Origin of the sequence: Microbacterium sp. oral taxon 186 str. F0373 (genome assembly GCF_000411455.1) — a bacterium.
In the GTDB taxonomy this organism is placed as follows: domain Bacteria; phylum Actinomycetota; class Actinomycetes; order Actinomycetales; family Microbacteriaceae; genus Microbacterium.
Genome location: NZ_KE150457.1, coordinates 1,448,999 through 1,473,133 on the forward strand (window position 1 = coordinate 1,448,999; position 24,135 = coordinate 1,473,133).

A 24,135-nucleotide genomic window follows, 5' to 3' on the forward strand; every position below is an offset into this window, starting at 1 on the left:
TGACGATGCCACAGACACCTGCCCCGACCACCGCGTCCGTTCCCGCCTCGGGGACCGACGTGACCCTCCGTCACGGAGCCTACGAAGCGCACATCGCCAGCGTCGGCGCGTCGCTGCGTGCGCTCACGTTCGACGGGCGCGACCTCGTCGTGCCCTTCGCTGCCGACGAGGTGCGCCCCGCCTTCCGCGGTGCCACTCTCGCCCCCTGGCCGAATCGCGTCGTCGACGGCGCGTATTCCTTCGGCGGGCACAGCTACGAACTCGCGCTCAGTGACATCGGCCGCCCGAATGCGCTGCACGGCCTCGCCGTCTGGCTCGACTTCGCCGTCGTCGATCACACCGCCGACGCGGTCACGCTGGCGGCGGTGATCGTGCCGCAGTCCGGCTACCCGTGGCGCGTGCGTGTGGAGACGACCTACCGGTTGGGTGCCGACGGTCTCACCCAGACCGTGGCGGCGACGAATGAGAGCGCGGATGCCGCGCCGTTCGGCACCGGTCCGCATCCGTATCTGGTGGCCGGTTCTGCGCCGCTGGACGGGTGGACGCTGACGCTGCCCGCCGACCGGGTGCTCGAGGTCACCGACCACCAGCTCGCTCCCATCGCGCTCGCCGAGGTCGCCGGCTCGGATCGTTTCGACTGGCGCGCGCCGCGGGTGCTCGGCGATGTGGAGATCGATCACGCGTTCACCGGGCTGTCCCGCGCGGACGGTGTGGCGACCGTGCGGTTGGTCGACCCGTCCGGTACCGGCGTGGAGATGGTCTGGGATCAGGCATGCCCCTGGGTGCAGATCCACACGGCCGACCGCCCGCCGCTGGCCGACGGCAGCCCCGATCCCGGTCACCGCGCCGGCCTCGCCGTCGAGCCGATGACCTGCGCTCCGGACGCCTTCAACGCCGATCGCTACGACTACGACGCGGGCCTGATCGTCATCCCGGCCGGCGGATCGGTCTCGGCATCCTGGCGCATCGCCGCCGTCGGTATCTGACTGCGGCAGTCGCCCTCTCACGCGAAAGGGCCCCGACACGGACGTGTCGGGGCCCTTCGGCGTGAGGAGACGACTCAGTGGTCGCCGCGGATCTCTTCCTTGATCTCGTTGCGCTTGTGGACGGAGTCGCGCTCGGCTTCGGCCTTCTTGACCTCGGCGTCGGCCTTCGCCTCGTCGATCTTGTCGGAGACACGGTCGACCGTGTCCTCGAAGCCTTCCTTGATCTTCCGGCCGGCCGTCTCGGCCGCGTCCTTCGCGTCGTCGATGAATCCCATGGCGACTCCTTTCATCAGGTCGGACTTCCACGGTACGAACCCTCTGCGCCACATGAAAGGGCTTGCCGCCGGTGCCGTGCCCGTGCTAACCGCAGCCTGCGCGATCGCCGCAGCCTGCGCTGGTGGGCGGGCGCGCACGACCCCGAGGACGGCGCCGTGAACAACACCGGCACTCTGGACCAGTGGCAGGCGGCTTTCGGCGGCGGCACCGGTCTCGTCCTGTTCGTCGTCTACTACGTGCTGCTCGCGGTGGCGATGTGGAAGGTGTTCAGCAAGGCCGGATACCCCGGCATCCTCGCCCTCATCCCCATCGTGAACTGGTTCATCCAGATGAAGATCGCAGGATTCTCGGCGTGGTGGGGGTTGTTGGCGATCGTTCCGATCGTCAACGTCATCTTCTTCATCATCGTGGCGATCCGCATCGGCCGCGGTTTCGGCCACGGCGCCTTCTTCTCGATCGTGCTGCTGCTGCTGTTCGCCCCCATCGGGTTCTTCATCATCGGCTTCAGCTCCGATCGGTACACGTCGCCGGCCTGAGCGCCCGTCGCGCATTCCGTCCCGGCGTCGGTCTTCCCTAGGATCGAGGGGAGGGGATGCCGTGGTCAACGAGAAGCGCGTACGCACCCGTGACGTGGTCGCGGAGGGGCTGTACATCGCGTCCGCGGCGACGCGGCTGAGCCTGAAGAACACGATCCTCGTCCACATCCTCGCCGAGGGAGAAGACTTCGACCTCGATCGGTATCTCCCCGAGGCCAAGGAAGCCCTGGAGACCCTCGCCGCGGAAGCGGAGGACGATGCGGCGCGCACCGAACGGCAGCGTCGCGCTGCCCGCGGCCGCCACACCGACTCGGACGGCACGCACGATTATCGCAGTCGCGATGTGCGCAACCTCCGCCGCCGCCAGAAGCAGTCGCTGCACGTCGCCCATGAGCTGCGGCGTCGCGCCGACGACACCGAAGAGCTGCGCAAGCTCGTCCTGGACGCGCGGGATGCCGCGTGGGCAGAGGTGGCCGGCAACATCGATCGGACGCTGCGGATCGAGGCCGCGCGCCCCGATCTCGACCCGGACTACGAGCGTATGCGCACGGCGCGGATGCAGGCACTGCGGCTCGTGGACCTTCCGAAACTTCGCGCCCATCGGCGCAGCGTCGCGGCTCAGCAGAAGCAGCAGGACCCCGATTCGTCACATCCCGGCGCGTAGGCTAAGCTGGTCCTCGGCCCTCCCAGAGGTGCCGGAAACTGCGCCCGTAGCTCAATGGATAGAGCATCTGACTACGGATCAGAAGGTTAGGGGTTCGAGTCCCTTCGGGCGCACACTGTGTTGAGACAGTAACGAGAAAGGCCCGCGGCATGCCGCGGGCCTTTCTCGTTCTCCGGCGGCATCGGCGATCGCGCGTGCGTGAAGAAGTGTGACGATCCCGGCCCCGACGCCTGCGCGGCGACCTAACGTATCTGCGTGGCCACTTCCGTTCCCGCCTCCGTCCGCCCCGCCGGTATCGATCCCCGGGGTCCGCGCTTCGCGGCATCCATCACCGCCGTGCTTCTGCTGGCCGGTACGTTCCTCGCTCTGCTGGGAACGTCTGTGCGCGAGGCCGCGACTTTCGCCGAGAGGCTCGCCGATCCGGCGTTCCTGCTGCTGCTCGTCGTCGACCTCCTCTTCGTGTGGGGTTTCGCCGCTCCGCGGACGGCGCCGTGGGGTGCGCTGTACCGGGTCGCCATCCGTCCGCGCCTGCAGCCGCCGGTCGACCTCGAAGACCCGCGTCCTCCGCGCTTCGCGCAGGTCATCGGATTCGTCGTCGTGACGGTCGGCCTCGTGCTGCATGTCGCGGGCGTCGCGTGGGCCCTGCCGATCGCCGCGGCCCTCGCATTCATCGCCGCGTTCCTCAACGCCGCCTTCGGCGTGTGCCTCGGCTGCCTGCTCTACCTCGCGCTCGCCCGTGCCGGCGTGTTCCGCCCGCGGGGCGGGCTGCTGGGCGCCTGAGGGACGAGCGCGCCCGTCAGACGGACGTGACGCGCAGCCACACGAACCCGTGCGGGCGCAGTGCAAGACCCTCGTCGAGGTCGACGCTCGCGTCGTGTACGGGGTCGAAGGCGGTGCGCTCGAAGCCCGACAGCGTGAGCGGATCGATCGTGACCTCGGCGTCGCCGACGTTCGCCAGCACCAGCAGCGTGCTGGTCTCACCGGGGCGCTGGTAGCCGACCACGGCGGGGTGCGGGGTATGGAAGGGGATGAGCGCGTTGCCCGCGAGCTCCGGAGACTGCTGGCGCACCGAGATCAGCTTGGTGAGTCGGCGAAACACCCGCCCGGCCGGCGTGGTGTCGTCGTCGCGCTGCGCGTAGGCATCGCGCGGACGATGGCCGCGGTGCACCCAGCGGGTGTCGCCACGGCGAACCGGATCGTCGGCGTAGGAGTAGTCGTTGAGCTGTGCGACCTCGTCCCCGAGGTACAGCAGGGGGATGCCGCCGGTCGACAGGGCCAGGGCGTGCGCGAGGATCACGCGATCCTCCCCGCCGGGATCTCCCGCTTCGATACCGGCCAGGGACGCCGTCGTCCCAGTGACGCGGGCATCGCCGGTGACGGGGTTCTCCTGGAAGGCGACGCCGCGCGCGAACGTTCCCTCGTGGCGGCCCGTGTAGAAGCGGTTGAGGAACTGTCGGTGGGTGTGGCCGTCGATGCCGAGCTCGGCCGCGTCTTCGTCGGCGAACGTCCACCCGATGTCGTCGTGGCTGCGGACGTAGTTCACCCATGCCGTGCCGGCCGGCAGCGCGTGGCGTCGATCCAGCGCCTGCTGCAGGAGCCGGCCGTCGCGCGTGGCGAGCGCCTCCCACGTCAGCGCCATCTGCAGCGGGTTGTACGACAGCTCGCACTCCTCGGGTGAGATGTAGCTGACCACCTCATCGGGGTGGACGATCGCCTCCGACTTGAAGACCATGCCGGGGGCGGCCATCGCGAGCAGCGCGTTGAACGCCTGCAGCAGCAGGTGGGCTTCGGGCAGCGACTCGCAGGACGTTCCCAGACGCTTCCAGATGAAGGCCACGGCATCCATCCGGAGCACCTCGACGCCCTGGTTCGCCAGGAACAGCATCTCGCCCGCCATCGCGCGGAAGACGGCGGGGTTCGCGTAGTTGAGGTCCCACTGGTAGTGGTAGAAGGTCGACCAGATCCAGCGGCCGTCCTCGAGCTGCACGAACGATCCACGGTGATCGTCGGGAAAGATCTCGCGCGTCGTGCGCTCGTAGGCGTCGGGCATCTGTCGGTCGGGGAAGATCAGATAGAAGTCGGCGTAGTCGGGGTCGCCCGCCACGGCCTTCTGAGCCCACTCGTGCTCGTTGCTGGTGTGGTTGAAGATGAAGTCGAGTACGAGCGAGATGCCCGCCAGCCGCAGCTCTGCCGCCAGCTCGGCCAGTTGCGCCATCGTGCCCAGGCTCGGGTTGACGCGCCGGTAGCTTGAGACGGCATAGCCGCCGTCGTTGTCGCCGGCGGGGGCGTCGAACAGCGGCATGAGGTGCAGGTAGGTCAGCCCGAGTTCGCGGAACGAGGGGATCAGCTCGCGCACGCCGGCGAGGTTGCCGGCGAAGCGGTCGACGTAGCAGACGCCGCCCAGCATGCGCTCGGACTGGAACCACTCGGGGGCGGCGGCGCGCTGCGCGTCGTGCACCTTCAGGTCGAGGGGGCGCGCATTCCACGAGGCGGATGCCGCCGCCACCGTGGCCGCCAGCTGCTCGCGGCCGTCGGTGCGCTCGCCGTAGAGGCGGGTGAAGAGGCCGTGCAACCGCGGGAACTGCTCATCGAACCGGGTGAGGAACGCGTCGTCGAGGCGCCCTGCCGCCTCGCAGGCCTCGAGCGCCGCGACGCGATCGGCGTCGGACGTGGTCAGTGCGGTCATGGTTCGCCCTCCGGTCTCAGCGTATCGGGCAGGGCCCGGCGCGGCGGGCGGCGTAGGCTCACACACGTGAGTGCGTACGTCTCGGCGTTCGACCTGTTCTCCATCGGGGTAGGACCATCGAGCTCCCATACGGTGGGCCCGCTGCGCGCGGCCCGAGATTTCGCGCGCCGCGTCGGGGATCTGCCGGGGCTCTTCCGGGTGGAGTGCGCCCTTTACGGTTCGCTCGGCGCCACCGGCATCGGACACGGCACGCCCGACGCGGTCGTCGCGGGCCTGCAGGGGTTCGCGGCCGAGACCGTGGATCCGGCGCACGTGCGGGGCGCCTGGACCGATTGGGTCGACGGGGCGCACCTCCTCCTGGATGGTCGCATCCCGATCCCTTTCTCACGCTCAGACATCTCGCTCGCACCGCGGACGCGTCTTCCCGGACACCCCAACGCGATGACCCTCGTCGCGCGTGATGCCGACGGAATCGCGCTGCGCGAAGACACCTACTACTCGATCGGTGGAGGGTTCATCCGGCGCGAGGGCGAGTCGGATGCGGTGGCCGCGGCATCCTTCCCGCTGCCGTACGCGACGGCGGCGCAGCTGCTGGACGTCTGCGATACCTACGGGCTCACGATCGCGGAGGTCGCCCGGCGCAACGAGGAGGCGCTGCGACCGGAAGCAGACGTCGCGGCCGGGCTCGACGCGATCTGGGACGCCATGGCGGCGTGCGTCGATGCGGGCCTGCACGCCGACGGGGTGCTGCCGGGAATGCTGAAGGTGAAGCGGCGTGCGGGCGCGATCCGCGCGCAGCTGGAGAGCGTCGAGGCGACGGGGCGCGAGCTTCCCGGTGAGTGGCTCGGCGCGTTCGCGCTGGCCGTCAACGAGGAGAACGCCGCCGGTGGTCGGGTCGTGACGGCGCCGACGAACGGTGCTGCCGGCATCCTTCCGGCCGTCGCGATGTACTGGTGGCGCTTCCTCGCCGATGCGGGCATCGGGGCGGAGAACGCGGTCACTCCCTACGGCGAACTCGTCGGCTCGGCGCTTCTCGGGCTGCACGGTCCGGAGGGCGGCGAATCCGGCGATGCGGCCCACCGAGCCGAGGGCGTCATCGCCACGGCGCAGGAGCTCGCCGAGGCGAACCGTCGTCGCGGCATCCGTCGATTCCTCTTGACGGCCACGGCTCTCGGTTCGCTCTTCAAGGCCAACGCCTCGATCTCGGGAGCCGAGGGCGGGTGTCAAGCCGAGGTCGGCTCGGCGTGCGCGATGGCGGCCGGCGGCTTGACCGCGGTGATGGGCGGCACGAACCGCCAGATCGAGAACGCCGCCGAGATCGCGATGGAGCACCATCTGGGTCTGACGTGCGACCCTGTGGGCGGACTCGTGCAGATCCCCTGCATCGAGCGCAACGCGATCGCGGCATCCACGGCGGTCACCGCCGCGCGCCTCGCGCTGCGTGGCGACGGCACGCACTACGTACCGCTGGATGCCGTGGTCGAGACGATGCGTCAGACCGGCATCGACATGTCGACCAAGTACAAGGAGACCAGCGAGGGCGGACTCGCCGTCAACGTCGTGGAGTGCTGAACGGCGCCCGCAACCGCTCGTGTTCGCCATGCGTGAACCATTGGCACTCTCATGGGGCGAGTGCTAATCTGATGGTAGTTGAGTCAATGAGGCTCAACTTTGACAGACCATCACAGTGACACACGACAAGGAGAGAACAATGGCCACGTATGACCCGTTCCGTGACCTCGACCGCATCGCGTCGGGCCTCTTCGACACGCGCCGGGGACCCCGCCGGATGCCGATGGACCTTTACCGCGACGGCGACCACTACGTGCTCAGCGCCGACCTTCCGGGAATCGACCCGGGCTCGGTCGACATCGATGTGGACGGCCAGCTGCTGACCATTCGTGCCGAGCGCACCCTCAGCGAGGGCGACGGCGTGAAGTGGATCACGCGCGAGCGTGAGACCGCGAGCTTCCTCCGCCAGCTGAACCTCGGTCAGGGAATCGATACCGATGGCATCGCCGCGACCTACAGCAACGGCGTGCTGACGGTCACGATCCCCGTGAGCGAGAAGGCGAAGCCGCGCAAGGTTCAGGTCGTCGCCGATGGTGCGGCGCCGACGATCCAGGCGCATGAATCCGCGCAGGAGCCGCAGCCGGTCGAGCAGTAGTCCCGCACCGCGCGCAGCCGCCCCGTGTCCGCGAGGACCGGGGCGGTTCGCGTGCGCACGCTAGTGTCGAAGCACCCGCCGGAAGTACCAGCACTCGGAACGTCAGCAAGGATGCCGATGACCGCACCCCCCGTCGCGCGCGAGCGCGAGATCACCGAACCCGTCTCCCTCACCGGCCCCGACGGCCGCCTCAACCCGGCGGCGATCGGCTTCGCCCGCTCGCCGCTCGTCGACACCCGCGGCATCGGACGTGGACGCTTCGTCCGAACGTGGGGTCGCAACAAGAGGTGGGAGTACTGGAACGTCATGACGCCCACGCACATCGTGTCGCTCACGGTGTCGTCGCTGGACTACGCCGCCGTGCACGAAGTGTGGATCCACGATCGGGCCACGACGCGTTCGTGGGGCCGCAGCGTCACGGTGCTGCCGTCGCGGGAGGTGTCCCTGCCCGCGTCGCTGGGCACCGGCATCACGATTGCGCGGCACGCCGACCTCGCCGCCACGATCACGCCGGCCGAGCGCGGGTCGCTCTGGCGTCTGCACGCCGAGATCCCGGACGCGTCCTTCGACATCACGGTGCGCCGCCCGCCCGGACACGAGCTGCTGGCGGTCGTGGTGCCGTGGTCGTCGCGCCGGTTCCAGTACACCGTGAAGGATGTCGCGCTCCCGGCATCCGGTGTGCTGACGCTCGACGGCGTCGACTACGAGGTGCCGGCGGGATCGTGGGCGGTGCTGGATCACGGGCGAGGGCGCTGGCCTTATGACGTGTCATGGAACTGGGGCGCCGGATCGGGCACCCTCGCAGACGGGCGCAGCCTCGGCATCCAGGTCGGGGGACGATGGACCGACGGGACGGGGTCGACGGAGAACGGCGTCGTGCTCGACGGCACGCTGCACAAGATCTCCGAACCGGTGTCCTGGATCTACGATCTGGCCGCGCCGCTTCACCCCTGGCGGGTGCACGGCGGAGGGCTGGATGCCGTGTTCACCCCGTTCTACGACAAGACATCCGCCATGAACCTCGGCGTGGTCTCCTCGCGCACGGACCAGTGCTTCGGCACCTGGTCCGGGACGTTCGCCGTGGACGGCGGCGTGATCGCATTCGACGGCATCGAAGGCTTCGCAGAGGACGTCCGCAACCGGTGGTAGCCGGGGCGGCACGAGACGGTCAGGCGCCGCGCAGCTTCGCCGTCAGCTGCTGCAACTGTGCCAGCTCGTCGTCGCTGAGCACCGACATCCGCTCGGCGATCGATCGACCGTGCACTGTCGCGAGTCGCCGGAACGCGGCCGCGCCCCGTTCGGTCGCACGGACGATCGCGCCGCGCCCGTCGAGCGGGTCGACGCACTTGCTGATGAGGTCGCGTGCGACCATGCGGTCGACGAGCCGTGAGACGCTCGGCTGGCTGATGAGCATGTTGGCGGTCACATCGCGCAGGCGCGCGCTGTTGTCGTCACCGCGGACGACGGTGAGCAGCACGTCGTACTCTGCCTGGGTCAGCTCGTCCTCGCCGAAATCTCCGCTGATCTCGCGCAGGATCTCGTGCTGCGCGCGAAAGAGACTCTCCCACGCGGAGATGGCGAGACGGCGGTCGGTCATGGCGTCAACTGTAGTGCGCCACTCGCACGGCGCCCCATAGGCTGAAGCCCATGGGGCGCGCGCGTGCACGGATCGTCGGAGCCGCACTCGCGATCGCCGGTGTCGCGGTCGCGCTGGCGGCCGGGACAGCGAGCCCCGCATGGGCTGGACCCGCGACGGCGGCCGCACAGGTCGCACCCCCGGCATCCGTCGCCTCCGTCGCCGCGGCGGGGGTCGACGACTTCTCGTTCTCGTCGATGACGGCCGACTACACCCTGACGCGGGCCGCCGACGGAACCAGCCGGCTGCGGGTCGTCGAGACGATCGTGGCGCAGTTCCCGGATGCGGATCAGAATCACGGCATCCGTCGGCAGATTCCCGATTCGTACAACGGTCAGCCCCTCCGCCCCGAACTCATCTCGGTGACGGACGGCGACGGCACGCCGCGCCCGAGCGAGGTGGAGGATCAGGACGGTGTGTTCTCGGTCGTCTCGCGGTCGGACGAGTTCCTGCGCGGCGCGCAGACCTTCGTCCTCACGTACACGCTCGAGAACGTGACGTGGGTGTTCGGTGACTCCGGCCTCGAGTTCTACTGGGATGTGAACGGCGTCGACTGGGGACAGTCGTTCGGCCGTGTGACGGCTCGGCTGCACCTGGACGCGTCGTTGGCGGCATCCCTGACGGGGCGCATGTCCTGCTATCAGGGAGTGCAGGACGCGAAGGAATCGTGCGCGTCGATCTCGTCGACCCCGGATGCCGCGGGCGGCAGCGCGGGTACGGTCATCACCGCCGTCGCCGACGACGTGCAGCCGCACCAGACCCTCACGATCGCCGTCGGGTTCGCGGACGGCACGTTCGCGACCTTCGACTCCGGATATCTTGCCTCCCCGTTCGGCTGGGGGCAGCTGGGTGCGGGGCTGCTCGCCGTCGGCGCGGGTGCTCTGGGTCTGCGTGCGCGGCGACGCGAGCTGGCCGATGAACCCGGTCGCCCGACGATCATCGCGGAGTACGACCCCCCACGGATCGTCGACGCGCTCGAGAGCGCCGTGCTGCTCGGGCAGTCGTCGAAGGCGATCCCGGCCGAAGTGCTGGAGCAGGCGGTGCGCGGGTCGATCCGCATCCTGGAGTCCGACGGGCGCGGCTGGGGCAAGCCGAAGCTGATCGCGGAGCTCGTCGACCGGTCGAAGGCGGACGGCGACGGGATGATGCTGCTGGACGGACTCTTCCCGGGCGGGGCGCCGGGCGCGCAGTACCAGTTCGGAAAGCAGGACACCAGGTTCTCCAAGGTCGCGCAGAAGATCCTCGCGGCGGCGGAGACGGAGCTGGCCGCACGCGGGCTGCGGCGGGCGGTGCCGCTTCGCGCCCGCTGGCTGCCGATCCTGCTCGCCGTCGCGAGTGCGGGACTGGCTCTGGGGTTGGGGTTCGTGGCGATCGCGGCCTACGTGCAGCCCGTCCTTCCGTGGACGGTGATCGGCATCAGCGTGGCGATCGCGGTCGTGGTGATCGGGGTGTGCTCCCGCAAGCCGCTGACGGCGCTCGGGGCCGAGACCCGCGATCACCTGCGGGGACTGGAGGAGTTCATCCGCTGGGCCGAGGCCGACCGCATTCGGATGCTGCAGTCGCCGGCGGGTGCCGAGCGCGTCGCGGTGGATGTGAACGACCCGCGCCAGAAGCTGGATCTGTACGAGAAGCTGCTGCCGTATGCGGTCGTGTTCGGCCAGGAGAAGCAGTGGTCTGCGGAGCTTGCGGTGCTGTACACGGCGGTGGGCGCGACGGGACCGTACTGGTACTACGGATCCGGGGCCTTCGACGCATCGTCGTTCTCCGCCGGGATCGGTTCGCTCTCGAGCGCCGCGATGTCGTCGTCGTCGAGCTCGGGCGGGTCGGGCGGAGGCGGTTCTGCCGGCGGTGGCGGTGGCGGAGGCGGAGGCGGCGGGGTCTGAGCCGCCGTCTGAAGAGCCGGCGTCAGGCTGTGTCGTCGTCGCCGATGTCGGCCTCGAGGATGCTGCGGAGTGTCGTCACGTCGATGGTGGTGCGCTCGCCGTCGATCCGCTCGTGCAGGAGGAAGGGCAGGCCCAGCTCGTCGAGGTAGGCGATGGTCTTCTCGAGGCGGGGAACGACGTCGATGTGCTCGCGCCCGAACAGGGCGGCGATGAAGAGCGGCTCGCCCTGCTGGATGCTGCGGCGCAGCTCGATCGTCGAACGGCCCGTGATCCGATACAGCGCCTGCAGGATCGCGCTCGGAAGGTCGGGAGTGCCGTCGATGGTCAGGGAGATGGCGTCGTCGGGCATGGTGACATTCCATCACGGGGATGGGGTCCTCCCCATTGTGATTCAGAACGGTGGTGGTTCGAACACGAGAGTGCGCGCGGGGCGGTCATCGTGCACGCGCCCGGTGGGGCTGGTCCATTCGAGGGTGCCGTCCGCTCGTTGGCGGACCCGCCAGGCGGAATGGTGTTTCAGTGTGTGATGTCGTCGGCACAGGTGCGCCAGGTTGGTCACCGCGGTCGGGCCGTCGTGTTCGCGTGCGACGGTGTGGTCGACGTCGCAGCGGGGGAGCGGCTGGCGGCATCCGGGGAAGCGGCAGTGCTCGTCGCGGGCGCGGAGCATGCGCAGTTGGTCGCGAGACGGGCGGTAGCGGTCGATCGCGAGGACGGCCCCCGTCGTCGGGCTGGTGAACAACCGATCCCACCCGGCGGCTGTACCCGCGAGTTGCCGCGCGAGGTCGGGGTCGATCGGGCCGTATCCGGTCAGGTCGGCCGCCGCATCCGCGGCGCCGAGGAGACTCATCGCGGGAATCGTGACCTGGATGCGGGCACGGATCGCATCGGCCGCGGCGATGCTCTCGCTGCTCGCCTCGGCGGTGGCGTGTCCGCAGAGCAGGAGATCGAGCGCGACGTCGACGCGAACCTGATCCACGCGTCGCGTGTCGGGAGCCTTCGCGGAGGCGGCATCCGCGGTCGCCATGATCGTGTCGTCGTCCGCTGCTGCGGGGCGAGGTGCGTCGAGGGCGGCGCGTGCGAGCTGTGTCAGGCGGTCGTAGACGCCGTGAACGAGAGGGGCTGGGCCGGTGAGTCCGAGCTCGGCCATACCGTCGTCGCCGTCGTGGATCCAGACACGGCGCTGGCGGCGGGCGTCGTGGTGGCGCTCACCGATCGGCGTCGGATGAAGGGCGTCGGCGAGGCGTCGGGCGACGGGACGCAGTCTTCCGACCGTCTCGCGTTCGGCCACCGGCAGGACCGCCGTCTCATAGGCGGCGCGGGCGCCGTCGTCGGTCAGGCGGGCCCCGGCATCCGCGATCACCGCCGCGTGCGCGCGGCTGATCCGTCCGCTCGTGAGCGCATCGAGCGTCGCGGGAAAGCGTGTCACGAGGGTCGAGGCCTCATCCATCCGCGACTGGATCGTGCGATCGGACTGCCGGGTCGCCGCGCCGATCTCGGCGGCGATCGACCGGATCGTGATGTCGTCCGGAGCATCGTGATCGGCGCAGGCGGCGTTGCGCTGCGTGAGTGCATGCTGCTGCGCCGCGTGCAGCAGCACCGCCTCTTCGGCCTGCAGCGACGCGATGCGTCGACGCCTGTCGACGAGGGCCTCGACGATGTCGCCGACGACCGCGCGCTCCTCGCGTGCGGTGGGGGACTCGGTGGTGGCCATGACTCAATTCTGCCCTCGACCTCCGACATCAGAGCGGTATAAGGCCTGGTCAACGGCGCATTGTGGACAACCCTCGGATGCCTCTGTGTGGGGAGGAATCGGCGCAAGAGTAAGGGCCGGTCGGAGAGGCTTCCGACCGGCCCTTGTCCCTTGCACCAAGAGTGTCCTGCAATCACATGCCGGTAACTGCCACAGCAAAACAACTACCGTGCGAGCACTCTATAACGGCCAGATAACGGCCACAAGGGGTTTCCGTTACCTTTTCGTGACTTCATACGAAAGTCGAAAGGTGGCAGCGCCGGTGTCCGATGACAGTGATTCTGTGTCTGTGCTATTGATCTTGTGGCGATGACGTTGATCACGTCGTCTGCGCCATTTAGCTTTCCCGGACTACGCGCACTCGGAGCGTTGCCTGTCCGGTGCGCTCTGGAAGAGGGGCGTCGGACTCGCGACCGGGGAACTGCAACTGGCCGCAACGCTCATCCGGCGCTGGGCGATCGACGAGCTCACGGGCGCGCGGATTGAAGACCGCATGTCTGCCATCGGTGTCGAGGCGCTCGACGTGAGTTCCGTCCTCCTCATCGCCTACCCCGAGGCCGTCCGTTTGGCCACCGTGCTCACCGACCCTTCATTCGCGAGCTACCTGCTCAGTCCGCGATTCAGTCTCGCCGAGCAGGTCTGGGCACAGGAAGCCGAAGGCATCACGATCATGAGTGGCTCCACGAACACCCGCCTCGGAGAGCATCGTCGCCCGGGGGAAGGCGGCCGTCGAAACCGCATTTGGCATGCGCCAGAGTGCCCACAACAAACGCCCCGCCGCGCTCGAGAAGGCGCTCATCGCCGCTTCGCAACGACACCGCACCTGCCTGCTGCGCCACCTCAGCACCGTACGGATCCAGATCCTGCCGTACCAGCCCGGACTTGCCGTTCCGCGAAGTCGCCTACTGAATGGGCAACCACCTCCGGACCTCACCGTCTTCTAGCGATTTCGGATTCTGGGGTGATGGCATCCGGCCGCACATGGTTGCGACTCACAGTCGATCAACGCCAAGTCGACCGCCCTGCGAGCATCGATCCGGGGCCGAGGCCCGTCCTGACCTCGGGAGCGTATGGATTTGCTGTTGATTCTCGCTGGTGACCTTGCCAGAGTGCGGCTATGAGGCATCGTCGTTGGGGCGCAATCGCCGTGATCGTCGGTGGCGCCCTCGAGGTACTCCGAGTCGTTCTCACCCAGCTCGTGTTTCCGTCGGTCGCCGCACCGCGGGTCACGGCAGCAGTGGTCGCTCTCGCTCCGACACTTCTCATCGCAGTTGGGCTTCTCGCAGTCGGGCTGTCGTACCGCGCGCGCGGGCGTCTCGCCTTCCTGATCGCGGCGATCTCCGGCTTGCTCCTTGTGGCAGTGAACGCTGCTCAGATACTTCTCGCCTCTCCTTTGGGGCCAGCGCCCTCCCAACTTGCGATCGCAATCCATGGCGCGTCGACCGCTGCGGCAGCGGTGATGCTCCTGTCAGATCGATCCGTGCTTACCCCTGATCGGTGGTCGTTGACCCTTCCCGCTGGGTGCATGCTCCTTGTCGTCCTCGGCATGTCCCTCATGCCCTGGACCGCACTTGCAGTCCTTCCTGCGGTGGGCTACATCTCCGGCGGATATCTCGTTCTCCGTACGACCCGGGAACTATCAACGTCGCGACGCGCGGGGTTCGCTGAAGCCCCCAGTTCCCGAGACGGTGTCTAGGCTCGCCAAACCAAGAAATGGCCCACGCCGAGGTTCGTATTGCCGTATCGACAGATCACAGATTCAAAGGCACGGGCGCCCCCAACTCGTGGATCTCGGCTCGGAGAGGCCCGGCGAAGTCCGGCAGGTCTCCGACACAGAATCAATGGCACAGACGACAACATCACTGTCATCGGACAGCAGCGCCCGCCGCGGCGCACGGCGACGGCGAAGCCCTGCGCGAGGGGGTCGCGAAGCGCCGCGATGGGACACTGAGCCATGCCCGTCCGCCCCGACATCGTCTGCATCTGCGGCTCCTCGCGCTTCGTCGCCGAAATGCGCGACGCGAACCGTGACCTCGCCCTCCAGGGCGTCATCGTCCTCGCCCCCGGCGAGATGGAGGGCGCCGTCAGCGCAGAGCAGAAGGCCGTCCTCGATGCGCTCCACCGGCACAAGATCGATCTCGCCGACCGTGTGCTCGTCGTCAATCCCGGCGGCTACATCGGTGCATCGACGGCGGCGGAGATCGCCTACGCGCGGGCAGCAGGCACGCCGGTCTCCTTCACCGACCCGCCGGACCTCTCCCGCTGAGGTCGCCGGTCGCCGAACCCATCCGATCTCCGGCCCGTGCCGAACAACACAGGTACCCCGACCCCGGCGGCAGGAGATCATCGTGACCACGCACACCGGACGGCGCGCGTCGCTCGCCCTCGCCGCGCTCGCGGGTGTCGTCAGCGGGGCGGTGTTCCTCGGTGTCGCCGAGGTGCTGGCGCTGCTCGTCGCGCGCAGCGCCAGCCCGATCCTGGCGGTCGGCGGCTTCGTGATCGACATCGTTCCCCAGCCCTTCAAGGAGTTCGCGATTGCGACGTTCGGGGCGAACGACAAGATCGCCCTCCTCGCGGGGCTCGGTCTCGCCGTCGTCATCGCCTCGGCGATCGGCGGAGTACTCGAATACCTGCGCAGTCCCCTCGGCGTGGTGGTCGTCGCGATCGCCGGCCTGTTGTCCACCGCGGCCGTCGTCTCGCGCACCGGGGTCACGCCCCTGTCGTTCGTTCCTCCTGTGATCGGCGCGGTCGCGGCATCCGTCGTCCTGGTCCTGCTCGGTCGCCGCCTGCGGCGCTGGCGGCGACCCGTGCCCGCCCCCGACGCGATCGACGCCGCCCCGGACGACGCACAGGCCCTCGGCCGGCGCGGCTTCTTCCGCCTCGCAGGCGTTGCGGGAATCTCCGCGGTGATCGTCGGTGTCACGGCCCGCGTCGTGACGGCAGCGACCTCATCGGTCGACGCGATCCGCGATGCGCTGAAGCTGCCCGCGCCTCGTCGAACGCTGACGGTGCCCGCCGGCGCCGAGCTCGACGTTCCCGGTCTCTCGCCGCTGTTCACGCCGAACGCCGACTTCTACCGCGTCGACACGGCGCTCACCGTGCCGGCCATCGACCCGTCGACCTGGCGTCTCGTCGTCGACGGCATGGTCGAGCGCCGCGTCGAGTTGAGCTTCGACGATCTGGTCGGCATGGGCCTGGACGAGTACGGCATCACCCTGACCTGCGTCTCGAACGAGGTCGGCGGCGGACTGGTCGGAAACGCGCGCTGGCTCGGCGTGCCGGTCCGCGACATCCTGCGAATGGCAGGACCGCACGCCGGTGCCGACATGGTGCTCTCCCGCAGCATCGACGGCTACACCGCGAGCACGCCGCTGTCGGCACTCACCGATGACGGGCTCGACGCGATCTTGGCGGTCGCGATGAACGGTGAGCCGCTGCCGGCCGAGCACGGCTTCCCGGTGCGGATGATCGTCCCCGGGCTCTACGGATACGTCTCGGCGACGAAGTGGCTCACCGAGCTGAAGGTGACGACGTTCGCGGCCGACGAGGCGTACTGGACGCCGCGGGGATACAGTGCCGAGGCGCCCATCAAGCTCTCCTCGCGTGTCGACGTGCCCAAGGTCGGCAGTCCCGTCGCCCCGGGGCGGGTCCCCGTCGCGGGCATGGCATGGGCGCAGCCGACCGGGGTCGCCCGCGTCGAGGTGAACATCGACGACACCGGCTGGATCCCGGCAACCATTTCCACGCCGGTGAACGACGAGAGCTGGGTGCAGTGGATGTACGAATGGGATGCCGCGCCCGGCACCCACTACATCGCGGTACGCGCCTGGAACAAGAACGGCCAGCTGCAGGAGCAACAGCGCGCCCCCGTCGCCCCGAACGGGTCGACGGGGTGGCACCGGGTTCTCGTCACCGTGTCGTCGTGAGCGCTCGTCCGCCGCGACGGAGCCCCACGCGTGAGAATGTCGGCATGACACCTCGTTGGACCCCGCTCGCGATCACCTACCTCGTGCTGGCGATCGCCGGACTGGTCGGCACGTTCGCCCTCAACGTGTGGTCGGTCGTGCTCATGCGCAACTACCTGCTCGACCTCGTGCAGTCGGGCCCCGCCGTCGGATCGATCGGGGTCGACATCATGGTCGCCGCGATCGCCGGCAGCATCCTGATCATCGTCGAGGGACGACGGCTGGGGATGCGTCGTCCCTGGTTGTATGTGGTCGTATCGCTGGTGACCGCGTTCGCGGTCGTCTTCCCGCTGTTCCTGGCGATGCGTGAGCGGGCGTTGGCGGTGCGCCGGATGCCGCCGACCGCTGGCGCCGCGGCCTCGACCTGAGGCGGCGGGGAGGGCTCAGGCGGTCGCGGAGGGTGCCTCATCCGCCCGTGCGGCCCCGCGCTCACGCGCGATCGAGCGAGCGAGCACCTGGCCGCCGTTGGTCAGCAGCGCGCGGCGCCACGGGAGGGTGCCCTCGATCTCGATCTGGATCGAGATGGACAGCACCGTCCGGATGATGACGATGAGTCCGAGGACCACCGCGTCTTCGATCGAAGGCTTCGAGGTGATCGTGCGGATGAGGTCGGCGGACACGAGCACCTCGAGCCCGAGCAGGATCGCGGCGCCGAGCGTGTTGCGCAGCACGAGGTAGGCGTCGCGGCGCGGTGAGCAGACGCCGTCCGCGCACAGCCGACGCCCCCGCTCGCCGAGGAGCGGGGGCGTCGGTCGGGGGCTTACTTGAACGCGTCCTTGACGTCTTCGCCGGCCTTCTTCACGCGGGCCTTGGCCTGGTCGGCCTCGCCCTCCGCTTCGAGCTTCTCGTTGTGCGTCACCTTGCCGACGCCCTCCTTGACCTTGCCGCCGATGTCTTCGGCTGCGTTCTTGATCTTGTCGTCGAGACCCATGGTGTCTTCCCTTCTGCGAACTCCTGTCTCGACGCTACGAAGTCGGCACGCCTGAGGGCAGTGGGTTGACGGGGCGCGGTCTCCGTACTAGGCGCGTGCGGCGTGCGCCCGCGGGGTGCGAGCCGCGGGAGGGCGGAGCATGCCGACGGGGCGGGCGCCGGGGATGCCGCCGATCGCGCGGACCTCTTCGAAACCCAGGCGTCGATACAGGCGTCGATTCACTGGTGTCGAGGATTCGAGGTAGGCGCTCTGGCGCATCACGTCGAGGGCCTCGAGCTGAGCGGAAAGAAGGCGGCCCCCGACACCCTTGCCGCGTGCGCGGGCGCTGACTCCCACCTCCGCGAGATACCAGTGCGGCGAGCGCGGCCGTTCGCGCTCCAGGCGGGAGAACAGCGCCAGGGCGCTGGGGATGCCGCGCCACCCCAGAGCGCGGGTGAAGTGCGGCGCGTGCCGGGCCAGTCGACGGAGCGCGCCGCGTCGGGCCTCGGGGCCCTCCCACGCCGCGACACCCAGGATCGACCCTTCGTCATCTCGGGCGAGGTCGACCGTGCCGGTCGCGAAGGCTCCCGCGGCGAGGATTCCGTGGAAGAGGTGCGCCAGCCGCGTGCGACGCCGGCCGGTGGTCGGCATGATGGCGGCGAAGACGGGATCTGCTTCGAAGGCTTCGGCGAGCACGTCGGCGGCGGCCGGGAGGTCGCCGCGACGAGCGGGGGTGATGGTGATCTCCGACATGTCTCCTCCAAATGGTCCAAGTGGATAAGATGAGTATGAGCGATGCGCTTGGTGTCGAACCTGGAGGATGCTGTGAATGATGTGTCGTCGCCTCGTGCGTATCTCGGCATCGACGACCGGCGTCGCCAGCTGCTCGACGCAGCCTGGGAGGTGATGCGTGACGGCGGCGCGGCGACGTTGTCGTTGCGCACGGTGGCGCAACGGGCAGGGGTGGCCCATCGCGTCGTCACGTACGCGTTCGGGACGAAGAGCGCGCTGGTGGCCGCCCTGCTCGAGCGCGAGTCCGCGCGTGCGGTCGAAGCTGCCTGGGCCGTGCCACTGGCGGAGGAGAGCCGCGAGCGCGCCGTGGCGCGGGCACTTCGCGCTTACCTCGACGATGTGCGGGCCGATCCCCGTCGCCATGAGAGTCTTGCGGAACTGACGGCGCTGGCCAGATCCGCTGGCGAGCCGGCGGATGCTGCGGAGATCGAGAGTGCTGCAGCGCTCAGCGAGATCGATGCCCGCCTGCGCGCGTGGGAGTCTGCCCGGGGCGTCCACTCCCTCGCACCGCGGGAGGTCGTGGCCGGGGCGATTCTCGCGGCGGCGGGCGGGCTGGCGCAGTGGTGGCTCGCGACGCGCGACGATACCCGCGCCGATGCGATCATCGATCTGCTCGCTCGCGGCTTTACCGATCCGGATGCCGCGGCATCCGGATCCTGATCCCGATCAGGCCGAGGGGTCGCGGGGGAGGGGGTCCTCCGCGAGCGTCGGCCAGTCGGGAAGCGGATCGGGAAACGCCACCCAGGCTGCAGCCCCGGCTTCCAGCTCCGCGTCGGTCAGCAGCGCTTCGTCGAGCTTCGCCATGACCGCGCCGGCCATCAGATCGAGCCCGGTGAGGGCGATGTCTTGTGCGGTGAAGGCCGCTTCCGTCCCGGCATCCTGGGGGTCGATCCACATCGCCGAGCCGACCTGGCTCCATCGGGCCAGGATGCCGGGCCGCGTCGCGATCCTGCAGAAGCCCGCCGATCGCAGCAGGAGACCGAAGCGCCCGGAGTCGATCTCGTCGAGGGCGACGGTGAGTCGCGAGGGGTGGAAGGGGCGCAGGCGTTCGTAGCGCAGGGTGCTCACGCGCGGGTCGGTCATGTACGGGTCGTGCTCGTCGTTCAGCGCCCGCACCCAACCGGCGCGCTCGAGCACGGGCCCGTCGACGGCTTGCGGCGCGGAGTCGATCAGTGCTCGGACGTCTTCGCTGGGACCCCGTGACAGGCGCACCCGAGCGCGCGGCGCCAGGTGCGAGGCCAGCGCCATGAGCATCGAGAGCTCGGTTGTCGTCACCTGCTCCCACCGGACGATGCTGACGAGCGTGGCGGCCTCCAGCAGCGTGACGGCCCGTCGGGCACGCGCGCCACTGTCGCCGTCGCCGGCAGCTCCACGCTCGTCGAGCGGACTCGGATCGCGCAGATCGTCGAGCATGTGGCGTGCGTCCACGACGCACACGATCGGCGCGGACGGCGTGCGGGTGACGATGTCCAGGTGCAGCACGTCGACGTCGATGCCGGCGTCGATCACGAATCGTTCGACATCGCGGCGCTCACGAGTCAGAGCGACGGCGACCGGTTCGTTCGGGCTCGGCGCCGCGGCGGTGTTGCTCGTCGAGATGCGCAGCAGTCCGCGCTGAGTGGCGACGGCCAGCCCGGCGGCATAGCGCCGACGTTCCGGAGTGCAGACGCCGGCGACGATCAGGGGAGAGGGCAGCACAACGGGCCTGCTTTCACATTTGACGAAGGGACGTCCTCACTCTAGCTTCTTATTGAGAATAGTTATCAACAAGGAGATCTCATAAGGTTCGAGCGTCGCTGAAGTCCCTGAAGGAACAGCCCGGTGCGCAGGTCGTTCGCCGGCGCGGCCGCGTCTATGTCATCAACAAGCAGAACCCGCGGTTCAAGGGGCGGCAGGGGTGAGCGCTGCCGCCGCGGTGGTCGCCGATCGCGTCAGGACGCTCAGGCGAAGCGGCCGAGGTGGATGCCGGCGTACGCGAGCGCCGCGACGCTCTCGCCGTCGGTGATCTCGCCCGCGGCGATCATCCGCAGCGCGTCGGCGAACGGGACCCACCGGACCTCGTCTATGCCCTCCTCGTGCTGAGAGGCGTCGGCATCCGCACCTCGGGAGATGCCCTGCGCGAGGAAGACGAACTCGGGTGCGCGCGCGATGCCGTTGAGGGCGTTCATCCGCCCGAGCGCCGTCCAGCGTGCCGCGGTGATGCCGGCCTCCTCGGCGAGCTCTCGCTGCGCCGCGACGAGAGGATCCTCGCCGTCCGAGCCGCCCGCCGGAACCTCCCAGGAGGGGCCGGTGGTGTAGCGCTCGAGCGAGACGAGACAGACGCGATCATCGTCATCGACGGCGACGACGAACACGGCGGGATGCTGCATCTCCACCACGCCGTAGATGCCCTCGCCGTGAGGGCCGACGACATCGTTCTCCTCGACGCGGATCCAGCGGTTCTCGTACACGGTGCGCGATGCGCACGTCTGCCACGTCATGCGCCCACCCTAGAACGAGCGAACGGCCCAGACGCCGAGTCCAGGCCGTTCGAGCAGGCGGTGGCGATCAGTACCAGCCCACCGACTCCGAGTGGTCCCATGCGCCGCAGGGCGTGCCGTAGCGGCCCGCGATGTAGCCCATGCCCCACGCGATCTGGGTTGCGGGGTTGGTCTCCCAGTCGGCGCCGGCGGAAGCCATCTTGCTGCCCGGGAGCGCCTGCGGGATGCCGTACGCACCGCTGCTGTTGGCGGCGTTGACACGCCAGCCCGACTCCTTGTTCCACAGCGACACGAGGCAGGCGAACTGGTCGTCGCCCCAGCCGTAGTTGGCGGCAGCCATCGAGCGGGCGATGCCCTGGGCGGATGCCGGGTCGACGTTGACGTCGACCGCGGGACGCGACGAGACCGACGCGGTCTTCGCGGCGGCCTCTTCCTCGGCCTTCGCCTTCGCGGCGGCTTCCGCCGCGGCGGCGGCTTCCGCGGCGGCCTTGGCCGCAGCCTCGGCGGCAGCCTTGGCAGCGGCCTCCTCGGCGGCCTTGCGCTGCACGGCGGCATCGAGCGCGGCGCGCAGCTGCGCGGTCTTGGCAGCGACGACCTCGGTCTCGGCCTTCGCGTCGGAGGTAAGGGTGGGGATCATCATGGCGGGCGTCACATCGAGTGCGCGCAACTTCGTGATGAGGCCACCGAGCTTGTCGGTGTCGACGGTGGTGGCGGTGGTGCCGACGTCGAGGCCGGAGGCCGAGATGTCGATCGACACCTTCGCGGCGGCGGCGACGGCGCTCTGTGCGGCACTCATGGCGGTGACGCCGCCGGCCGTGATCGCGCTGAGCGGTGCGGAGGTGGTTTCGACGGTGACCGAGCCGGTGGAGGCGGCGGGAGCATCGCTCGCAGCGAAGGCCGGCAGGGCCCCCGCGGTGGTCGTGGCGGCGCCGATCACGAGGCCGAGGCCGAGGAGGGCGGATGTCACGGGGCGGTAAGGCAGACGGGGCATAAAGAGAGTACTTCCGGTGAATCAGCACCGCCCAGGCGCCGGAGCGCGAGCGGTGTGCGTCCTCGGGTGGACACGAAGGTCACAGCTTCACAACGTTTTCTGGACATCCCCGGCGCAGAACCTGAGTGATCCCTGAACGTCAACCGGCCGTCGGGGCGCATTTCCTCCGGGCCTTTTGCCACGGTCCGGGCCCTGTCCGCTGTCCCGACGGCGATATAGAGTCGCCTGCGACAGATCGTCATCGACAGGACGTCGCATAACGAAAAAGAGGCGAAAAAATGGCATCCACTTCGGCATCCGAGATCGTCGACGCCGTCGGCGGTCCCGGAAACATCGCGAGTCTGACCCACTGCGCTACACGATTGCGCTTCCAGCTCAACGACGGTGAGAAGGTCGACAAGACCGCCGTCGAAGCTATTCCGGGAGTGCTCGGCGCGGTTCCGCAGGCCGGCGACCGTTTCCAGGTCGTGATCGGCGGCGGCGTGCAGACCGTCTACAACGACATCATGGCGCTGCCCGTCATGGCCGGCGGCGCATCCGCCGGCGGCGGCGCGGACGAGAGCATCGCCGACATCAAGGCGCGCGAGCGCGCGAAGGGCCCCCGTGGCACCAACGCCTGGCTCGACTCGCTGTTCGAGTTCCTCTCGGACTCGTTCCGACCCATCCTCGGCGCCCTCCTCGGCGCGTCGCTGTTCATCACGTTCATGGCGCTCATGGCGACCCTCCACGTCATCCCGGCCTGGAACGCCCCCGGCGTCACCCTCGACCCGTCGTGGGCGTTCGTCAACCTCATGTGGCAGTGTGTGTTCGTCTTCCTGCCGCTGATGGTCGCTTACAACGCGTCGCAGAAGATCGGGGCCGACCCGTGGGTGGGCTTCTCGATCATGGCGGTGCTGATGCTCCCGAGCTTCTCCGGTCTCGCGACGGGCGTCGAAAAGACGCCGCTGTTCGGGTTCCAGCAGGCGCAGGTCGCGATCGTGCAGGTGTGGGGTCTGCCGATGCCCATCGCGGACTACTCCTCGCAGGTGTTCCCACCGCTGCTGATGGCCGCGGTGCTCGGTCTCGTCTACAAGGGCCTCAAGAAGGTCATCCCCGAGAACATCCAGCTGATCTTCGTGCCGTTCCTGGCGATGCTCATCATGATCCCGCTGACGGCCTTCCTCATCGGCCCGATCGGCGTGTACGTCGGTGCCGGGCTCGCGAGCGCGCTCGCGGCGATCAACACGTTCTCGCCGTTCATCTTCGCGATCGTCATTCCGCTCGCCTACCCCTTCATGGTGCCGCTGGGTCTGCACTGGCCGATCAACGCGATCATGCTCCTGAACATCCAGACCCTCGGGTACGACTTCATCCAGGGCCCCATGGGCGCGTGGAACTTCGCCTGCTTCGGCGCGACCGCCGGCGTGCTCGTGCTGGCCTGGCGGGAGAAGGACAAGCAGATGCGCCAGACGGCGACGGGTGCGCTCGCAGCGGGTCTTCTCGGCGGCATCTCCGAGCCGTCCCTGTACGGCATCCATCTGCGGTTCAAGCGGATCTATCCGCGCATGCTGGTCGGCTGCCTCACGGGCGGTCTCATCATCGGCATCGGTTCGCTGGTGCTGGGTCTTCCCCACGGCATCACGACGCAGGCGTTCGTCTTCACCTCGCTGCTGACGATCCCCGCCTTCAACCCGATCGGGCTCTACCTGGTCGCCGTTGCCGGCGCGTTCGTCGTCGCGATGGTGCTGGTCATCATCTCGGGCTACAAGAACCCGGAGCCCGCCGGCGCGGCGGTTGCGGCGGCCACGGCGGGTGCCGCATCGGTCGCCCCGGGCACGGCGCGCGACACCATCCCGGCCGTCGCCGGCGGCGCGGAGCTCGCCGGTGTCGCCGGTGAGGCGACGGCGGCCACGACCGCGACCGCGGTCGCAGAGCGTCCGGATGCCGTCGGTGCGTTGATCCAGCTCGCCTCACCGTTGGACGGAACCGTCGTCGCCCTCGACCAGGTGCCCGACCCCGTCTTCGCGGGCGGCGTCATGGGCCCCGGCGTCGCGATCGAGCCCACCGGAGACACGGTCTACGCGCCGGGTGCCGGCACCGTGGTCGCCGCGCAGCCGACCGGACACGCGTTCGGTCTGCAGCTGGACAACGGCGCGGAGGTGCTGATCCACGTCGGCATCGACACCGTCAACCTGAAGGGCGAAGGCTTCGACGTCAAGGTCAAGAACGGCGACCGGGTGGAGACGGGCACGCCGCTCGTGACCTTCGACCGGGCCGTGATCGAGAAGGCGGGCTATCCGCTGATCACGCCGGTCATCGTCCTCAACGGCGACACCTTCGACACCGTCGACCCGGTCGCCCTCGGCCCCGTCACGCACGGATCGCCGCTGCTGGACGTGCAGAAGAAGGCTTGACCGCGGCGTTTCGACTCGCT

24 protein-coding genes, 1 tRNA gene and 1 pseudogene are annotated in these 24,135 nt (G+C 69.1%); 15 read left to right on the top strand and 11 right to left on the bottom strand.

Translation table 11 applies throughout. The features are described from left to right. The first annotated feature begins 5 nt into the window (after positions 1 to 5). The gene (locus HMPREF1529_RS06765; RefSeq protein WP_005049686.1) at positions 6 to 986 is read left to right on the top strand and encodes an aldose 1-epimerase family protein; all 981 of its coding nucleotides are present in this window, start codon (positions 6 to 8) and stop codon (positions 984 to 986) included. A gap of 74 nt (positions 987 to 1,060) precedes the next feature. On the opposite strand, the gene HMPREF1529_RS06770 is transcribed toward HMPREF1529_RS06765, so the two are convergent. Next, the gene (locus HMPREF1529_RS06770) at positions 1,061 to 1,261 is read right to left on the bottom strand and encodes a hypothetical protein (protein ID WP_005049688.1); all 201 of its coding nucleotides are present in this window, start codon (positions 1,259 to 1,261) and stop codon (positions 1,061 to 1,063) included. Positions 1,262 to 1,417: 156 nt separating this feature from the next. Between HMPREF1529_RS06770 and HMPREF1529_RS06775 the strand changes: the two genes are divergently transcribed. The 4 genes from HMPREF1529_RS06775 (at position 1,418) to HMPREF1529_RS06790 (ending at position 3,242) form a co-directional block, all read left to right on the top strand. Continuing rightward, positions 1,418 to 1,798 (top strand): DUF5684 domain-containing protein, encoded by a 381-nt coding sequence (locus tag HMPREF1529_RS06775; RefSeq protein WP_005049689.1) that lies wholly within the window; start codon positions 1,418 to 1,420, stop codon positions 1,796 to 1,798. Positions 1,799 to 1,859: 61 nt separating this feature from the next. Beyond that, positions 1,860 to 2,462: a hypothetical protein gene (locus HMPREF1529_RS06780; RefSeq protein WP_005049690.1), complete on the top strand. Its 603-nt coding sequence runs from the start codon at positions 1,860 to 1,862 to the stop codon at positions 2,460 to 2,462. A gap of 40 nt (positions 2,463 to 2,502) precedes the next feature. Next, positions 2,503 to 2,575, top strand: a tRNA-Arg gene (locus tag HMPREF1529_RS06785). A 142-nt stretch (positions 2,576 to 2,717) separates the two neighbouring features. Beyond that, a complete protein-coding gene (locus tag HMPREF1529_RS06790; protein ID WP_016464247.1) occupies positions 2,718 to 3,242 on the top strand; it encodes a DUF4395 domain-containing protein in 525 nt (174 codons plus the stop codon). Positions 3,243 to 3,258: 16 nt separating this feature from the next. Here HMPREF1529_RS06790 and HMPREF1529_RS06795 read toward each other — a convergent pair whose 3' ends face one another. Next, positions 3,259 to 5,148 (bottom strand): amylosucrase, encoded by a 1,890-nt coding sequence (locus tag HMPREF1529_RS06795; protein ID WP_016464248.1) that lies wholly within the window; start codon positions 5,146 to 5,148, stop codon positions 3,259 to 3,261. A 66-nt stretch (positions 5,149 to 5,214) separates the two neighbouring features. Between HMPREF1529_RS06795 and HMPREF1529_RS06800 the strand changes: the two genes are divergently transcribed. The 3 genes from HMPREF1529_RS06800 (at position 5,215) to HMPREF1529_RS06810 (ending at position 8,464) form a co-directional block, all read left to right on the top strand. Continuing rightward, entirely contained in the window at positions 5,215 to 6,720 is a 1,506-nt protein-coding gene (locus tag HMPREF1529_RS06800) for an L-serine ammonia-lyase, iron-sulfur-dependent, subunit alpha (RefSeq protein WP_005049694.1), read from the top strand. Positions 6,721 to 6,859: 139 nt separating this feature from the next. Further along, positions 6,860 to 7,315, top strand: a complete 456-nt coding sequence (locus tag HMPREF1529_RS06805; protein WP_016464249.1) for an Hsp20/alpha crystallin family protein — start codon at positions 6,860 to 6,862, stop codon at positions 7,313 to 7,315. 117 nt (positions 7,316 to 7,432) lie between these two features. Continuing rightward, the gene (locus tag HMPREF1529_RS06810; protein WP_016464250.1) at positions 7,433 to 8,464 is read left to right on the top strand and encodes a DUF2804 domain-containing protein; all 1,032 of its coding nucleotides are present in this window, start codon (positions 7,433 to 7,435) and stop codon (positions 8,462 to 8,464) included. Between the two features lie 19 nt (positions 8,465 to 8,483). On the opposite strand, the gene HMPREF1529_RS06815 is transcribed toward HMPREF1529_RS06810, so the two are convergent. After that, on the bottom strand, positions 8,484 to 8,912 hold the full coding sequence (locus HMPREF1529_RS06815) for a MarR family winged helix-turn-helix transcriptional regulator (RefSeq protein ID WP_005049698.1): 429 nt from the start codon (positions 8,910 to 8,912) through the stop codon (positions 8,484 to 8,486). 50 nt (positions 8,913 to 8,962) lie between these two features. Here HMPREF1529_RS06815 and HMPREF1529_RS06820 point away from each other — a divergent pair, with 50 nt between their 5' ends. Continuing rightward, positions 8,963 to 10,834 carry a DUF2207 domain-containing protein gene (locus tag HMPREF1529_RS06820; protein ID WP_016464251.1) on the top strand — a complete coding sequence of 624 codons (1,872 nt, stop codon included), beginning with the start codon at positions 8,963 to 8,965 and terminating at the stop codon, positions 10,832 to 10,834. A 22-nt stretch (positions 10,835 to 10,856) separates the two neighbouring features. On the opposite strand, the gene HMPREF1529_RS06825 is transcribed toward HMPREF1529_RS06820, so the two are convergent. After that, a complete protein-coding gene (locus HMPREF1529_RS06825) occupies positions 10,857 to 11,183 on the bottom strand; it encodes a hypothetical protein (protein ID WP_016464252.1) in 327 nt (108 codons plus the stop codon). 42 nt (positions 11,184 to 11,225) lie between these two features. Further along, positions 11,226 to 12,545, bottom strand: a complete 1,320-nt coding sequence (locus tag HMPREF1529_RS06830) for an HNH endonuclease signature motif containing protein (protein WP_016464253.1) — start codon at positions 12,543 to 12,545, stop codon at positions 11,226 to 11,228. A 1,993-nt stretch (positions 12,546 to 14,538) separates the two neighbouring features. Here HMPREF1529_RS06830 and HMPREF1529_RS06835 point away from each other — a divergent pair. The 3 genes from HMPREF1529_RS06835 to HMPREF1529_RS06845 all read left to right on the top strand — a co-directional run bounded on the left by HMPREF1529_RS06835 (position 14,539) and on the right by HMPREF1529_RS06845 (position 16,917). After that, positions 14,539 to 14,850, top strand: coding sequence for a hypothetical protein (locus tag HMPREF1529_RS06835; RefSeq protein WP_016464254.1), 312 nt, complete (start codon positions 14,539 to 14,541; stop codon positions 14,848 to 14,850). 82 nt (positions 14,851 to 14,932) lie between these two features. Beyond that, positions 14,933 to 16,510: a molybdopterin-dependent oxidoreductase gene (locus HMPREF1529_RS06840; RefSeq protein WP_016464255.1), complete on the top strand. Its 1,578-nt coding sequence runs from the start codon at positions 14,933 to 14,935 to the stop codon at positions 16,508 to 16,510. A gap of 44 nt (positions 16,511 to 16,554) precedes the next feature. Then, entirely contained in the window at positions 16,555 to 16,917 is a 363-nt protein-coding gene (locus HMPREF1529_RS06845) for a DUF2834 domain-containing protein (protein WP_016464256.1), read from the top strand. Positions 16,918 to 16,932: 15 nt separating this feature from the next. On the opposite strand, the gene HMPREF1529_RS06850 is transcribed toward HMPREF1529_RS06845, so the two are convergent. From HMPREF1529_RS06850 to HMPREF1529_RS06860, 3 genes are all read right to left on the bottom strand, one after another. Continuing rightward, positions 16,933 to 17,265: a DUF1622 domain-containing protein gene (locus HMPREF1529_RS06850; protein WP_084675228.1), complete on the bottom strand. Its 333-nt coding sequence runs from the start codon at positions 17,263 to 17,265 to the stop codon at positions 16,933 to 16,935. Positions 17,266 to 17,309: 44 nt separating this feature from the next. Continuing rightward, positions 17,310 to 17,480, bottom strand: a complete 171-nt coding sequence (locus tag HMPREF1529_RS06855) for a CsbD family protein (protein WP_005049707.1) — start codon at positions 17,478 to 17,480, stop codon at positions 17,310 to 17,312. Between the two features lie 87 nt (positions 17,481 to 17,567). After that, positions 17,568 to 18,212: a GNAT family N-acetyltransferase gene (locus tag HMPREF1529_RS06860; RefSeq protein ID WP_005049708.1), complete on the bottom strand. Its 645-nt coding sequence runs from the start codon at positions 18,210 to 18,212 to the stop codon at positions 17,568 to 17,570. A gap of 72 nt (positions 18,213 to 18,284) precedes the next feature. Between HMPREF1529_RS06860 and HMPREF1529_RS06865 the strand changes: the two genes are divergently transcribed. Further along, positions 18,285 to 18,911 carry a TetR/AcrR family transcriptional regulator gene (locus HMPREF1529_RS06865; RefSeq protein WP_232212075.1) on the top strand — a complete coding sequence of 209 codons (627 nt, stop codon included), beginning with the start codon at positions 18,285 to 18,287 and terminating at the stop codon, positions 18,909 to 18,911. A 6-nt stretch (positions 18,912 to 18,917) separates the two neighbouring features. On the opposite strand, the gene HMPREF1529_RS06870 is transcribed toward HMPREF1529_RS06865, so the two are convergent. Next, entirely contained in the window at positions 18,918 to 19,949 is a 1,032-nt protein-coding gene (locus HMPREF1529_RS06870) for a GTP-binding protein (RefSeq protein ID WP_016464258.1), read from the bottom strand. Between the two features lie 83 nt (positions 19,950 to 20,032). Here HMPREF1529_RS06870 and ykgO point away from each other — a divergent pair. Then, a pseudogene (ykgO, locus tag HMPREF1529_RS15600) lies at positions 20,033 to 20,152 on the top strand (type B 50S ribosomal protein L36); the annotation flags it as partial. A 39-nt stretch (positions 20,153 to 20,191) separates the two neighbouring features. Here the strand turns inward: ykgO and HMPREF1529_RS06875 are convergent. Together HMPREF1529_RS06875 and HMPREF1529_RS16400 are read right to left on the bottom strand one after the other, a co-directional pair. Then, on the bottom strand, positions 20,192 to 20,731 hold the full coding sequence (locus HMPREF1529_RS06875; protein ID WP_016464259.1) for an NUDIX domain-containing protein: 540 nt from the start codon (positions 20,729 to 20,731) through the stop codon (positions 20,192 to 20,194). A gap of 67 nt (positions 20,732 to 20,798) precedes the next feature. Next, the gene (locus HMPREF1529_RS16400) at positions 20,799 to 21,722 is read right to left on the bottom strand and encodes a lytic transglycosylase domain-containing protein (protein WP_016464260.1); all 924 of its coding nucleotides are present in this window, start codon (positions 21,720 to 21,722) and stop codon (positions 20,799 to 20,801) included. Positions 21,723 to 22,000: 278 nt separating this feature from the next. Here HMPREF1529_RS16400 and HMPREF1529_RS06885 point away from each other — a divergent pair, with 278 nt between their 5' ends. After that, positions 22,001 to 24,115 (top strand): glucose PTS transporter subunit IIA, encoded by a 2,115-nt coding sequence (locus tag HMPREF1529_RS06885; RefSeq protein ID WP_016464261.1) that lies wholly within the window; start codon positions 22,001 to 22,003, stop codon positions 24,113 to 24,115. The last annotated feature ends 20 nt before the right edge of the window (positions 24,116 to 24,135 follow it).